We start from the raw sequence: 15,420 nt of genomic DNA on the forward strand, positions 1-15,420 counted from the left end.
TAAAATAAGTTACCGCTCGTTGGAAATATTTTAAGAATAAATTTAATTATAGGAAAATATGCAATTACATAAAAAGAGCTATATTTGTTTAAGTACTAACCAACGTATGTTCCAATTTTCAAGATTTCTGCTTATTCTTGGCATTTATTTTTTTTGTTTTAACGATGGCTTTACCCAAATAACACAATCGGATCGAGATTCTCTTGAATTGTTAGCAGGCCAAAAAAACTGGGAGGAGTTTAATAAAAAACTTCGTCGAGTTGGATTCAGTATTCCAAAAGAAAAATTTGCTGGTAAAGAGAAGGCAGAGTTGCTTTCATGGATAGCGTATCTACATAAGCAAAAACCTGAACGAAAGTATTTTCGAGATGCATATATGCATTTTGCTGGAATTATAACTAAAATGGAAGGCCATGAATCCGCAAATCAATATTTATTATTGGCGAATTCGTATGTAGAAGATCCATTTTGTTTGGATAAAAAAGCCAGGTTTATTGAAAACAAGTTAGCAAGTAATTATAATCGGTTGGATGACCTTGAAAAATCAGAATATTTTCATGGTTTGGTCGAAAATGCATTAGTTTATTGGGGGGACTCTTCCAATCTTTCAAGAACTTATACTAATTTAGGTATTCTCAAATTTACAAGCAATAGATTTAAAGATGCCGAGCAAGATTTTATAGCCGGTTTACGAATTGCAAGCCATGTTAATTTTGCCCAAGGGATGTTTGCGAACGCGACAGGACTTGGGAGTTTATACCTTGAATTGGATTCTTTTAAACTTGCAAAGCGATTTCAAAATTTGGCTTTTGAATATTTATATAATACTCCGAAGCAAAATTTTGAACTGAATAAGTTAAACTGGAATTGGACACAAGCTAAATTATTAGCAAAGTTAGGGAATGAGAATGATGCCAGGTGTTATTTTAACACTGCTCTTGAATATTATAAAAGCAATCCTTACGACAGAGAGTATGCTAAAATTTGTAAGGATATTGCAAGCATGTATTTAGATAGAGAAGACTTAAAGCAAAGTAATGAATTTTTAGTAAAAGGGATTCGATGCTTTCTCCCAAATTTTAATATTTTGGATAGCATTCCTACACGAAACCAATTGTTTCAAGAAAATACATTTGCAGAATTATTTTTAGTGGCTTCAGAATGGTATGATCTTCGATACCGATTTGAACAAGAATTTGGTCTTCTAAAGAAATCGGTTGCGTATCTTGAACTAGGATTATTTGGATATGAAATAATTCAAGGCTCAATTTTATTGGATCCTTCAAAGCTTAAGATCATAGGATCGAATAGAGCACTAGTGGATCGGGGTATAGAACGACTTTTTCAGCTATGCAGAACGGAAGGAAATAGTCCAGATTTAATTTTAAAAGTGCGCCAATTTTTTAGTTACTCAAAAGCCTTGTTACTAGAAACTAAGAATGAAGAAATTTTGGCAATCCGTAAATTTTCCAAAAAAGATAAAGAAATCTTTAAGGATTTGGAAAAGCAAGAATACAAATTAATTCACTTAAAGCCTTCTGATCGTTTTGAGAAAAATTTCGTTTTAGGTGAGCGTTTAAAAATTCGGCAAAAGAAAAGTGACTTAATTCAAAAATATCCAATCAAGGCACAAATACTTCAATATCCTGATAATTATATAGAATACCAGATCATTCAGGATACGGTTTATATTTTGGCTATGCTAAATGGCGAAAGCTATTTTGAGCAAATTGGTACGAATGAAGAATTGCAAAAAATTATAAAAGGGATCAATGCAAATTTTAATAATCGGGAATTGGTCCTGGATGAAAATCTTTTAAAGCAAGCTTACAATTTCTTTTTTGGTTTTGTGAAAAAGCCATTGCCAAATCGATTTTGTGTTATTCCGGATGGACAAATTCAATTTGTTCCTTTTGATGCTTTAATTCATCCTGATGGTCAATTTATGTTAAATCATTGCAGTGTTTATTTTGCGCAACGTTACGGCGAACCAGAATTTGAGCCTGATTTTTCGGAGAAGCCGAAATTTATTTTGGCGATTCGTCCGGAGTATCCTGAAACTGGCCAACAAAATTTAATTGCCAGTCGGGGTAACGTTTCTGCCTTATTGTATACACAAGAAGAAGTAGAAGGTATTCATAAACTTTTTGGTAGTCGGGTTGACATTCAAAAGAAAATTACAGTTGATGAATTACCGGAATATATGCAGTCTGCAGAAATCGTTCATTTTGCAGGGCATGCTAAAGCGGAAAAAGATGTTGCTTATTTAATTTTTCCAGGAGAACGGTCGCATTTTGGACTATCTCAATTAGCAAGTTTGCACAGTCCGTGGCGCATGGTGGTTTTGAGTGCTTGTGAAACTGGACTCGGAGAATGGGAATATGGAGAAGGCATTCGAAGTCTGGGAAAAAGTTTTCAGGAAGCAGGCGCGCAATCCGTGATTATGTCACTTTGGTCGGTCAATGATGAATTCAGTGCAAAGATTATGATCGGATTTTACAAGGAACTCAAAGAAGGTAAATCAAAAGACCAGGCCCTTCGGAATGCTAAGTTAGAATATTTAAATCAGGCAGGATTTGAAAAAAAACATCCGTATTATTGGGCTGGATTTGTGGGGTATGGGGATATGGAGGGGATTGTAAAAAGTTCAAGTGTTCTGAAATATTTATTAGTAGGATTCTTAATTTGTATTTTATTTTATTTTTTTAAAAAATATCGATATGTATTTTAAATCATTTCTTGTTTTTACTGCAATCATTTTTTGGGATAATTTACTTAATTCGCAAATAACAAAAGTGGATCAGCAATGGTATGTATTGAATAAAAATGGAAGATCAATGGGTTCGGTAAGTTTGACAGGAGAATATCCATTTGGCAATTCATTGAATAATAATCCTTTTACAATACATTCTATAAGTGTTCCTTCAACAATTAATCCTGATGGAAGTGTCAGAAATCCAATTCCAAGAAATGACCTATTTATTATTTTTGACAACGGATCGTATTTCAATTCAAGAAACCCATATCCACCCATACCATTTAATACTATTGGCTCAACAAGTTTTGAAACGCCATTAATAATGGGTCAGCATTGCGTTCCACAATATATTTACTTTAGCAATATTTATGAAGATGATGATCCTCCGCAATCTATTTCAGTTAATAATATCCCCATTTCACCAATTTACCAATTACCAACTACAAATAGTATTAGTCTTAGTACAAACCATGATATTGTTAGAGGAAAAGATTTAACATTGATTATTCCTGATCATGTCTATCCAAATACTTGTACTGCAATAAACTTGCATATAAGCAATGCTCTAAATGATGATGACTCTCCCGTTTTGATTAGTGGAAGCCAAGTACCCATCTTAAAATTAAATAAAGTTTTTGACAACAATTGGTCATATCATCTTAATGCAGGCACTCCGATAAATAATTTAAACAATTATGTAAGTGAAATTAATAATATTCCACCTCCGCCAACAGGGAAAAAATTTCATTTTTTTAATTTTAATGCCGATTTCGAAAATGATCCAAATTTAATTGGAAAAAAAGTTAAGTTTCAAGCATATTGTAGTAATAATTCCTCAATAGTAATCCCAGCATTAACTCAAGAAATTTCTGATATACATGACCCGAATTATATCGAAGTTAGATGTATCTATAAAAAGAAAAAACCCTGGTATTGTCCCTTTAGTCAAGATCGGTATTTCGTTAAATATTTTGTGCAGTTTATGAATGATGGGGATATGCCAGTGAATTCAGTAATTGTTAATTTTAATTTGCCGGATATTGCAATCCCATCTACTTTTAGAGTGGGAAACTGGAAATATGGCTCTGAACAAAAATGTGGTTTAATAACTAATTCATGTTTTTATCCAACTCCTACAGATCCCAATGTCTCAATACAATTTAGCAATTCCAGTCTTTCTTACTTAGCGGCTCAGGATCCGACTAATTTGGGATTAACTATTCCTACACAATTTGGTTCATTTGAATTTTGTGTTGAGATAAATCGGGATCCTACATTATTTAATTACGAAAGTCTGCAACCAGAAAGTCCAACTACAAACTTTGACGGAGTTGTTTATCCTATTCAGAATTTTAAAGATCCTTATTACACGGATAAGGTCTTGGTCGAAGGAGTCAATGTAACTTTAAAGAAACGAAAAATTACCACCGATTGTAAAATTTGCAATTGCAAATGCCCTCCACAATCATAATTAATATTACCGAGTGATATTTTTAGGATCTTTCGAGATGTCTTAAAAATTGTGAGTTCTTTAGTATTAATTAATTTATTATCTTATTTCTATTAAGTCAGCTTAAGCACATATTCTATTATATGAAAATTATTGATGCACATATCAGGCAATTAGCCGATAACAATAATCAGATCCTCATCCTTCCAAATAAAGATGGCTTTGACCTAATTAGAAGTTATGACATCAGCTATATAGAAGCTGCCAGAGCATATTGTACTTTACATTTTTATAACGGCAATTCATTGTTGGTAAGTAAGCCACTTAAAGAAATTGAAAGCCAGCTACTTAAAAAGCGTTTTTTCAGAGTTCATAATTCCTATCTGGTCAATATTTGCTCAATTCACAAAGTCATTAAAAATGATGGTGAAATGCTTGAACTTTATGATGGAAAACATATACCCTTAGCACAAAGAAGACGAGAAGCATTTTTTCGCTTTGTTGCAACACGCAAATGACTAAATATGTCGTGTCTTGTATTCTGAAGGGATTTATTCATCCTATCTAATTTCTAGTTTCATCAGACACTATTAGATTTAATTCATAAATCTCTTCTATAAATGGAATGTACTTCTATTAAAAAAGGGGTAAGTCATATTTTATAAGAACATTTCTAATTTATTTTTTGAAGTTAAGGGTAACAATCTAGCTATAGATACTCACAATCCAATTGAAAATGTATGATTCGTTATTCTTAAATAGGATTTTAAAATGAGCTATTTTATTCAAAATTTCACTTTATATGAATGTTTATACATATATCTCAGTGAAAGAATGCATTGGGAAAGCGGTATAACACTTCCGGAAACTCAGGTGCGTTTTCTGAATTCAAACAAAATACTTTCACCTTACAAAACCAATCTCTTATGAAAACCTTTGTCCTTCTTTTTTCCATATTATTTGGAAATATTAATTCATTGTTTACTTCCTCGCCAATGGATTATAATTTGAATTGCTCAAAATCTAAGCATTCCGTTTTAGGCAATAATCCTACGGCAGCAAGTTTTCAATTACTTGCTGGAAATACTCAATTAAATATTTTTAAGAAAGTCTTGTTCCACCAAAATTATTACTATGTGATTGGAAGCAATGGGATCAAAGCAACTTTACATAAATTTGATGATCTCGGAACCATGATCTGGACGGCTGAAGTAAATGACACTTCCTCCTGGAATGATTTTGTTATTAATACTTCTGGCAATTTACTCGTGGTCGGTTCTAAAGATATCAATGGCGGACTACCAAAAGATGTTCTTGTTGGTGTTTTTGATCAAAATGGAAATGCTTTACGTTTGTTTTCATATAATTATGGAATTAATGAATCGTTTAATAGCATTGTTGAGAATCCAATAAAGATAAATGCAGCCGTTCGTTATGTAGTTTTAGGGTCCATTAATCCTACAAACAATAGAAATGACGATGATGTTATCCTTACTGCAATGGACGAATGGGGTGCATACAGTTGGAGACGAAAATATGGAGCCCTAAATTTTGATGATGAATTTCATTCAAAGTTATCTGTATATAATCCAATTGCCGGGCAGCTTGCGCTTTCTGGTCATTCGTCAAATTCTGGTTGTTATGTGGTAGTCAACTTAAATACAAATGGTGCGGTTACTAATTTAGGACGGGTATTTAGTGCCAACTCAAGAGTGCATGATTTGCAAAGAACAGCAAATGGTGAATTTTTAATTGCCAGTAGTATAGTCGCTCCAACAGCACAAGCACAAATCATAAAAGTATCTTCAACAAATGCAAATAATTTTATTTATAGAAATAGCTCCTATGCTGGAATACATCAAATTATTCCTTTTAGTGCAAACAATTTTTATGTATTAGGTGAATCCGTCTTAAGTGGAGTTTTGCGTCCAATGATTTTTAATTTTATTGATAATGGAAGTACACTTGATTTAAATTTAATTCGGTATTTTAATAATGGGGAAACGGATTTTTATCGAGGATCCATGACACTCACCAGTCCTACTGATTTAAGCTATGTCGATGGAAGATCAAAACCATCGGATGGCTTTGGATCTTTAGATGGCTATTTAGCAGTTCACAAAGGAAGTTTGGATGAATGTGGCTTAAGGGAGTTAGATAATTCATTTACAAAGTTGAGTTTTACCCCAATCGTTGTACAACCCAATTCTATTTTAGAGACATTTAAAGAACCAACGTCAGTTACAAGTGGTCGTATAATTTATGCTACTAAAAAATTATGTGCAAGCAATTGTTTTGTTGAGTATAGTTATTCTCAATTAGATAGTTGTGGTAATATAAAATTTAATGCCTCTACAAATTTAACTGGAACTGTAAATTATTGTTGGGATTTTGGAGATGCTCCTCCTTGTGGAAGTACGCAGCAAAATCCCATACACCAATATTCTAGTACGGGACTTTATACTGTATGCCTTACCGTTTCAAATGGCATTGCAACTTGTCAAAACTGTAGGACAGTCAATGTTCCCTTTGCAGATAAAATTCCACCAAATATTAAATGCCCAAGTAATATCACAGTGGATTGTAGTCAAATGACAACGCCTCCTATTACAGGGAGTCCTATCGTAACAGATAATCAGGATCCAAACCCAGTCATCAGTTATAATGATTTTCCAATTCAGATATCACATTGTTATAAAGAAATCATACGCGATTGGTTTGCAACGGATGATTGCGGAAATACCATCCATTGTCAACAACGAATTGTGCAACAAGATCTCTTTAGACCTGAAATTATTTGTCCACCAAATCTAACCATTGCATGCAATGTTTCTACTGATCCGGAACAAACTGGGTATCCAAGTATTAATGATAATTGTCAGGAAACATTTTATCCAACTTATAAAGATAGTATTTTACAAGATTCATGTCCATTCGTAATTCTTAGGGAATGGAATGTTAAAGATTCCTGTGGGAATTCAAGTAATTGTTTCCAAATTATTGAAAGAAATGACAATATTGCGCCGACAATTTCTGGTTGCAATCGAAAATTTATTGTTCAAGGAATAAGACAATCAAATGGCACTTGTTCGACTTTTGTAGAAATTGTTTCACCGGTTATAATTGATGCATGTGATCCGAATCCTGTCATCATAAACGATTACAATAATAGTTCAGATGCAAGTGATACGTATCCTGAAGGAACCACCATAATTAATTGGTTTGCTACTGATAATTGTGGGAATCAATCTCAATGTATAGATTCTATTTGTGTTTTGCCTTGTGGTTGTCCGGATACTTGTGTGACGAATACACTTTATATCAGCACCGGTTACGATCCAATAAATGATGTGTTCTTGCCTCCGGGATCTGCAACAAGTCAATGGACTTTAGTGGAATCGCCCTTGTGGGGAGGTTCAGGATCTGCTCCAGCTTATGTAATTTCACCCATCTCAGGTTGGGCTTCAACAACGGGTTCATCAAACTGGATATCTGCCCATCCTTTTGCAGATTGGATACAAAATAATCCGGCACCTGGGATTCCATATACTTTCCAAAACTGTTTTTGTGTTTGCGAAGATTCATCTCTAGTGGGAATTAAGATGCAAGCATATGCAGATGATGCTGTTGAGATCTGTTTGACAGACGCTTCTGGTAATTTAATTAGTACTTTATTAAGTATTACTTCTTCAGGGAATACAGATCATACACCTTTTGATGGTTCAGTAGATCATGTCAGTTCCAATTTTTTCATTTTGGATGCAGGAGAATATTGTATTCGTGCAAAACTGAGAAACTTGCATGGTGTTGCTATGGGATTAAATATTCAAGGGCTAGTCTATGGTGCAGGTTTATTAGAATCCGTTTGTTGTAATCAAAATAATTTTGTCACGGGTTATAAATTTTTAGATAAAAAATGCGATGGAGAAAGAAGCCTTGGCGACCTACCTGGTGCAGGTTGGGAAATTCTACTAAAAGACGCTGCAGGAAATACAATTGATAATACGTTTACTCTTGGAGATGGTTTTTATTCTTTTCAAAATGTTCCTATTGGTCATTACACAGTTTGTGAGGTTCAGCAATCCGGATATATTCAAAGTTATCCTTCAACTGGTAGTTATGAAATTGATGTATTGGATGCACATTCTGTAATTTCAGGATTGAATTTTGGGAATTGTCCTTTGGATAGTTGTTGTATTAATGAAGAAGCTTTTCTTGCTGTTGCCACAACACCTGTTGATGTAATCAGAGACTCTTGTATGATTTGCATTTACCATCCATGTATAGGTTGGTGTCAGCGGATGACAATTGATTGGGGAGATGGTACGACCAGTGGAAATTTTGAAGGCATTGGACCTGTTGACGCATCACATACGTATCTACAGTCTGGAGAATACACGATTTGTTTGAAATATGAAGAAACAGGAAATGACGGTGCTGTTTGTTTTCAGAAAGACAGTTGTTTTACGGTATGCGTGCAGTGTGGAATTTGTGATAAGACGGAAATTGCTCTTAATTGTTTTAACATGTTTGGTGAATCTAAAGTTCCGATTGGTTTAGATGGCTTACCAAATCATTCAGATTTTTATATAGATTCAGACCAAAATGGAAATTATTATTGTACTGGACATTACAATGATGGTCCGGTTTCAGGTCATTTGAATTTCGCAGCTGTAAACAATGATTGTTTTGTTTCTAAATATGATGAAAACTGCGGACTGTGTTGGAATTTTTCAATAAGTGGCGAAGCAGATGACCAGGGACTTGTAATAAAACATTTCAGTGGTGGATTCTATGTAGCCGGTGTTTCAAATAGTAAAACAATCACCATTCCAGGGGGTGGTGGTACAAGTAATGTTCATACAAATAATTACAATGGTCAAGTTATATTTTTAGCAAAATACAGTGTAACGAATACTTGTGACCCCTACTACATTCCAGCATTACAATGGTCTCTTATCTATGGTAATGGTGAATACAGAACGCTGTTATCTGATATGGACCTGGATCCAAGTGGCAATCCAATACTTGTTGGAATTTTTACCGGTTCAATAGTATTTAATGATAATGAACTTCCGAATGTGTCATCTCCAACAACACCAATCGTAAGCGGTGGCAATCAGGATTTTTATATGGTAAAATTTAATAATGTTGGTGGTAGTCATGTTTGGTCCACATCATTAGTGCAATCAGCTTCAAACACGGGTGGAGCATATCCTCTAGGAGTAAGTGTAGGATCCTCCGGCGAAATATATGTTGCTGGTCATTATTCTAAACTTGTTGATTTTGATAATAACAATTCATCCGACTTACCATTAGGACCCACTACATCGGCAATTTCTAGTCATTTTGCCCCTTTCGTTGCAAAATATACTGATCCAGCAGGAGTGCTAACATTTAATTGGGCATTTGCTATTTTAGGACCACCAGCTTTAGGGCCATATGCTACGCATGGCACAGCAACCGACATTGAAGCAATAAATGGTGGATTTGTAATCAGCTTTGATAAATATGCGCCTAATTTAAATTTTTATGAATTGAACCCAAGAGGTGTCTCAGTTCCGGTTACTGGCCCAAATGAAACTAGCTTTATTGTAGAATATGATAGTGACGGCTATCACCAATGCCATAAAGAGATACCCAACCATAACTATATCAACGAACTTTCAGTAGATAATGCTGATAATGTTTATTTTATTGGAGGTAACAATTTTTTTGCATCTGGTTATACTTTTATAAATACTTATTTTGGTGTTTTTGACAATGATTGCAATATCAAAGATTTTAATATTAATGGATCCAGAAATGATGATGGATGGTCTATAGCTCCTGACAATAACGGAAGTTTTGTGATAATCGGAAGAACGAATTCAGTTGATTTTAATCCAGATCCATTAACCAGTGGTAGTCCATATTATTCGGCAGGTGGCAGTGATCCCGATATCTTCATTGGTAAATATTCCTGTGAATGTATTTTATCGCAGGACACTTTAAGTTGTTGTGATAATATTTTTGTTACTGCTGAAAAGTATTCTGATTCAATTACCAATTGTACAGATAGTACTTGTTGTTATTCTGTTGATTTAAATAATAACGCAGGTTTCAGCATTAAAAAAGCGGAAGTAAATATTTTAACTCCGGGTTGGACTTTTACATCTGCTAGTGCAGCTTCCGGTTTATATGTTTCCGGATCTTCATCTTCTCAAAGCATTGTATATCCAGGAGGAAATTTACCGGGCGGACTCACAACTGATTTTTTCACATTTTGTCTAAGCGGTCAGATCGGTGCGAGTAATACACAAGAACTAGAATTTGTATGGTATGAAAAAACAAAAGCAGGTGGTTGTGTTGCAGTGTGTAGAGATACCATCCGAACAAATTGTATCGCTCCAAGTTGTGGTGGAAATTGTGTAACACCTATAGACATGACTATTGTGTGCGATAGTACCAATTCAAATCAATACTGTTTGTTTTTTAGTGTACAAAATCTGTCACCATTTCCTGCAACAGATGTAAACATTGATGTGACCAGTCCAAATTTTGGATTGCATCCGTGTGGAGGCAGCGGATATCAGGATCCATTAACTATTGATCTGGGAGCTATCCTTCTACCAGGAGCTATTTCAGGTAACTTATGTGTTAAAGTGGTAAGCAGCATTCCAATTACAAGCCCTCAAGACTTTTGTTTAAGTTTTGGATTGGTTTTCGTTGACAGCTCAACTTGTTTTCAAGATACAAGTTATTGTATGCAGATAACACCTTGTTGCAATCCATGTGAAGAAATTCAAATTGTTGCACGTGAAATTCAAGTCGATAGTTCTTCCTGTTGTTATGCATTGGATTTAATCAATAATTGCGAAATAGATTATTTTGGAAAAATAGAAATTGAATCTCTTACACCAGGCGTGTCTTTTGGTTCTTTAATTAAGGATCCATCCTGGATTTACTGTACGCCTCCAACCCCAGAATTAGTTTGTTTGGATTATCCAGGAACGTATTTGCCTACTGGGATTACGACAAACCTATTGCAATTTTGTATTGATAGTTCAGGGATTGAAGAAAATCTTGGATGTTGGAGAATGCTTGCTGTTGGAGGTCAACACACTTTAGCTATAAAGAATGATGGAACCTTGTGGGCATGGGGCGATAATTTTAGTGGACAGTTAGGCGATGGAACAACTATAGCAAGAAATATTCCTACTCAAGTTAGTGGAGACACAAATTGGAAATATATATCTGCTGGTGGACATTTTTCAATAGCACTGAAAAACAATGGAACCTTATGGGCTTGGGGCGGAAATTATCAGGGACAATTAGGTCAAGGAAATTTTATTAATTCTAGTACGCCACTTCAAGTAGGAATAGATTCAGATTGGGACAAAATTGATGCTGGAGGATATATGGTTCTTGCAACAAAAATTACTGGAACCTTGTGGGCATGGGGTGAAAATCAATATGGACAACTTGGAGATGGTACTTTTATAAATAAGACAACACCAGTTATAGTATCATCTGGAAATTGGAAAACAATTGATGCTTCAATTGGTCATCATTGTTTTGCAATTGATATTGCAGGTAATCTTTGGGGCTGGGGTAGAAATAACTATTATCAATTAGGTGATGGTTCAAATATAGATAAGAATTCTATAACCTTAATTAGCTCATCTGGCGATTGGAAGTTAGTAAAAGGAGGTTGGGAACACACTACAGCTATAAAAAATAATGGATCACTTTTGACCTGGGGGCGAAATCAATTCGGTCAACTTGGCAATAACTATGCAGCAGCTTTAATACCTACGATGGTTGGTACAGACATGCTATGGGATCAATTATCTACAGGTGCTAATTTTTCAATTGCAACAAAGCAAGATGGTAGCTTATGGTTGTGGGGAAATAACAATCATGGTCAATTAGGAAATGGAACGACAATAAGCAGTGCTGTGCCATTTCAATTAATTGGTGCAAACAATTGGCATACTATTTTGGCAGGCTATGAACACGCCTTAACATATGATCAAAGTGATCAACTATCTATCTGGGGTTTAAATTATTGGGGTGAAGTTGGCGATGGAACAAATATTGACAAATTGAATCCAACTTTTATTCCCTGTCCAAACCAAGGAACCCTTACATCAAGATCTCAATCAACATCATTTTTTGCATCAGCACTCAGTTCCATGTTCAAGGTTCGTTTTTACGAATCAGACGACCAAACAGTTGCTTGTGACACGATGTTGCAATTTGAATGTACACCCGATACCATCAACAGATGTTTATTGGTTACGAATGCTTTTGCAGAATGTTTGAAAGACAGTGGGGGCTATAAAATTACATTTACCATAGATAATATTTCATCGCCAGGTTTTGATGCTACAGACTTAGTCATCAGTTCGCCGGATGCGAATGTAGTTAGCATTTCTCCAAATTCAATTTCACTATATCCTGCATTAGGTCCCGGAGATCCACCGAGAATGGTCATGACTTTTGTTGTTACAAGTCCGTTTCCGGACCCGGATGGAATCATTCATTTGCAAATGCATTTGTCGGATGCAACAGGAGATTATTATTGCAATCAAGTTTCAGAAATCAGTATTTCTTTACCAGAATGTCCTTCAGATTGTGTTTGTGAAAAATTGTCTGAAGTGACTGTTTACAATAGCGAATTTACCCAAAATATAAATTGCAGCGCTCTTCCAAAATCATACATTATCAAATGCCCCAAGGATGCAAATGAATTTTTCATAGATGGAAATTTAAATTGCTCAGATAGTTGCTATGGTGTTTTAAACTGGGAAATATTGGATGAAACTGGATCACTTGTTTATTCAGGAAATGAGTTGACTACTCCTGCTAATCCATTATGGTCAATTCAATTACTCTACAGTCAGTTTCAAAAAGAAAAACCTTACAAAGTAAATCTTAGAGGAGTATGTGGTCAGGATACTTGTATTTGTAGTTTTAATTTATATTTCCAAGCTTGTGACACGTGTTGTCTTCCTAAGGATGAATTTATAAACTTGGTTCAAAATGCAATCCATATAAATGTAGATCAGAATTATTGCAAGGCAACACTCACATTTGATGATCTTCCTTGTGATATTCGCATTGAATCGATCAATTGGAAAGATGGAACGATTAGCACAGGTCCGTTTTATCCGGGAAGTATGGTTATGCATTCTTATACACCAACTCAAATGAGTTTTCTTATTGCAGTAACACTCGTTGAGTATGATGAAAACGGAAAAAAATGTAATAGCATAAGTTTATTATTACCTGTAAATTTGAATTGTAAGAATTGTTGCAAAAAAGGAATTAGCGCTTATTTTCAATGGCAAAACCTAATTGCGCAAGGAATTCCAATTAAAGTCTCAGGATGTTCTGTTAAAGCAGCTACTCCGCAATTTGGAGATTGTTATTTTTATGAAACCAGCCCAGATTGGGGTGATGGTAGCACTATTGTGCCGGGTCCATTTCCAGCATCTAATAGCTGGACTCATAATTATGCAAGTTCAGGTACTTATACTATTTGTGTGACGATAGCAGAGTATCCATTTGGCGACCCAACATTGATACCATGCAGAATACATAAATTCTGTGAAACAGTAACAGTTGATTGTGATGGTCCATGTATCTGCGAAGGATTTTCGGATCTGAGTTTCTATTATGATAAAAACTCCAAAGTAAAAACCAAATGTGGTGACACCCTTATAATGGAGTGCCCACCGGATGATTGCGTTTGGACATTTAGCGGAAATCTTTTGTGTAAAAATGATTGTCCGGAAAGTCTCGTATACTGGCAATTGGTAAATTCGAATACCAGTGATGTGGTTGCCTCAGGAACTAGTGTAGCTTTTCCTGGCTTTGGGATCTATATTCCTCCGGCAATTGTTACTGCCGGTGGAGAATATGATTTGATCTTGAATGGGCTTTGTGATGTAAACGCAGAATGTCCATGTAGGATCCACTTGATCTTTCCGGGTTGTGATGAAATCTGTCCTTGTGTTCCTGATGATTTAGTTGAAGATGTGGAAGCAGGAATTAGCACATACACTATTTTAAATGGTTGTACAGCATGTTTCAAGCCACTAGAATTGCAGGATTGTGATGTTGTAACCTGGTATTTGCTTCCAAATTTAAATACACCTATCGCAAGCAGTTTGGCAAATCAGTTAATATGTTATGATTTCAAAATGCCGGGATTATATCGTATTAAAATGGAAGTCACACGCAAAAATGAAGATGGCAGTGTTTGTGCAAGCTATGAAAAAATAGTTTCGATTAATATTAATTGTTTTACCATTCCAACATTTGGCGAGACCGGCAAATTGTGTATAATCAACGCATCAAATTCTGGAGTATTAAATAACCCATATCCAGTTTCAAACTGGGAATCAATAAATGGAAATCCGTATTGGAATTTTTCAGAAGATGTCAATCAAATCTCTTTTATATCGTTAAAAGGAAATCTAAAAAATTCGGATGCTATTTTAAGTAGAGAATCTATTTGTTTAAAGAACGAAAACCATGAATTGCTTTTGCGATTTAGTATTCCATCAAAAGAAAATAACAAACATGGCAGCAGATTGATTGTGTGCTTGAAATCTATACAATCACCAAGTATTCGTTCAGCGAATGGAGATTGGAAAAAGGGACTGATAAAATTGGCTCAACTTGAATTAAATGAATTGCCAATTGGGGTATTGGATTATCGGATGTCATTCAATCCTAAAAAATGGATGTCTGAAAATGATTGTAATGATGGTGCAGGGAATGAAGTACAGATCATGGTTTACCTAGAGAATGGTCTTGACGATGATGTAATGAATGCAAATTCCGAGGTGTATTTGCAAAGTCTATGTATTCTTCAAAGTGAACTTTCTAAAAGTAAGCAGGATCAAACGAATCCAAATTTTGAGTTGTATCCAAATCCAACAAATCAATCGTTTCATTTAAATATTTTGGATGTAACTAAAGGAGTTGCATTGGTAGAGGTTTTTGATCAATTTGGAAAGGCTATCGAAAAATTTAATTTGGATGAACAACATAGGAAAATAAATTTTGGAAATTTGTATCCATCTGCACTTTACTTTCTGCGTATAAGTATTCAAAATCAAACAGAATGTATTAAATTAATTAAAGTATCAAAATAAATTTCAAAACATGGATTGCATGATTCTATTTTATCATGCAATCCATTATTATAATCCTTAAA

At 34.8% G+C, this 15,420-nt stretch carries 4 protein-coding genes; all 4 read left to right on the forward strand.

Features of this window, described 5'->3' with window-relative positions:
- Positions 1–58: 58 nt before the first annotated feature.
- The 4 genes from IPO86_03335 to IPO86_03350 all read left to right on the forward strand — a co-directional run bounded on the left by IPO86_03335 (position 59) and on the right by IPO86_03350 (position 15,358).
- A complete protein-coding gene (locus tag IPO86_03335; GenBank protein ID MBK9727131.1) occupies positions 59–2,731 on the forward strand; it encodes a CHAT domain-containing protein in 2,673 nt (890 codons plus the stop codon).
- Complete coding sequence (locus IPO86_03340) at positions 2,721–4,229, forward strand: hypothetical protein (GenBank protein MBK9727132.1); 1,509 nt, start codon at positions 2,721–2,723, stop codon at positions 4,227–4,229. The genes IPO86_03335 and IPO86_03340 overlap by 11 nt, the downstream gene beginning before the upstream one ends.
- 122 nt (positions 4,230–4,351) lie before the next feature.
- The gene (locus IPO86_03345; GenBank protein ID MBK9727133.1) at positions 4,352–4,726 is read left to right on the forward strand and encodes a LytTR family transcriptional regulator; all 375 of its coding nucleotides are present in this window, start codon (positions 4,352–4,354) and stop codon (positions 4,724–4,726) included.
- A 408-nt stretch (positions 4,727–5,134) separates the two neighbouring features.
- Positions 5,135–15,358, forward strand: a complete 10,224-nt coding sequence (locus tag IPO86_03350; protein ID MBK9727134.1) for a PKD domain-containing protein — start codon at positions 5,135–5,137, stop codon at positions 15,356–15,358.
- The last annotated feature ends 62 nt before the right edge of the window (positions 15,359–15,420 follow it).

The organism is Saprospiraceae bacterium (genome assembly GCA_016717265.1).
Lineage (GTDB): Bacteria > Bacteroidota > Bacteroidia > Chitinophagales > Saprospiraceae > Vicinibacter.

Excerpts from the sequence above, each read along its gene's own strand:
- IPO86_03335 (MBK9727131.1), top strand. The coding sequence starts at position 59 with ATGCAATTACATAAAAAGAGCTATATTTGTTTAAGTACTAACCAACGT.
- IPO86_03340 (MBK9727132.1), top strand. The coding sequence starts at position 2,721 with ATGTATTTTAAATCATTTCTTGTTTTTACTGCAATCATTTTTTGGGAT.
- IPO86_03345 (MBK9727133.1), top strand. The coding sequence starts at position 4,352 with ATGAAAATTATTGATGCACATATCAGGCAATTAGCCGATAACAATAAT.
- IPO86_03350 (MBK9727134.1), top strand. The coding sequence starts at position 5,135 with ATGAAAACCTTTGTCCTTCTTTTTTCCATATTATTTGGAAATATTAAT.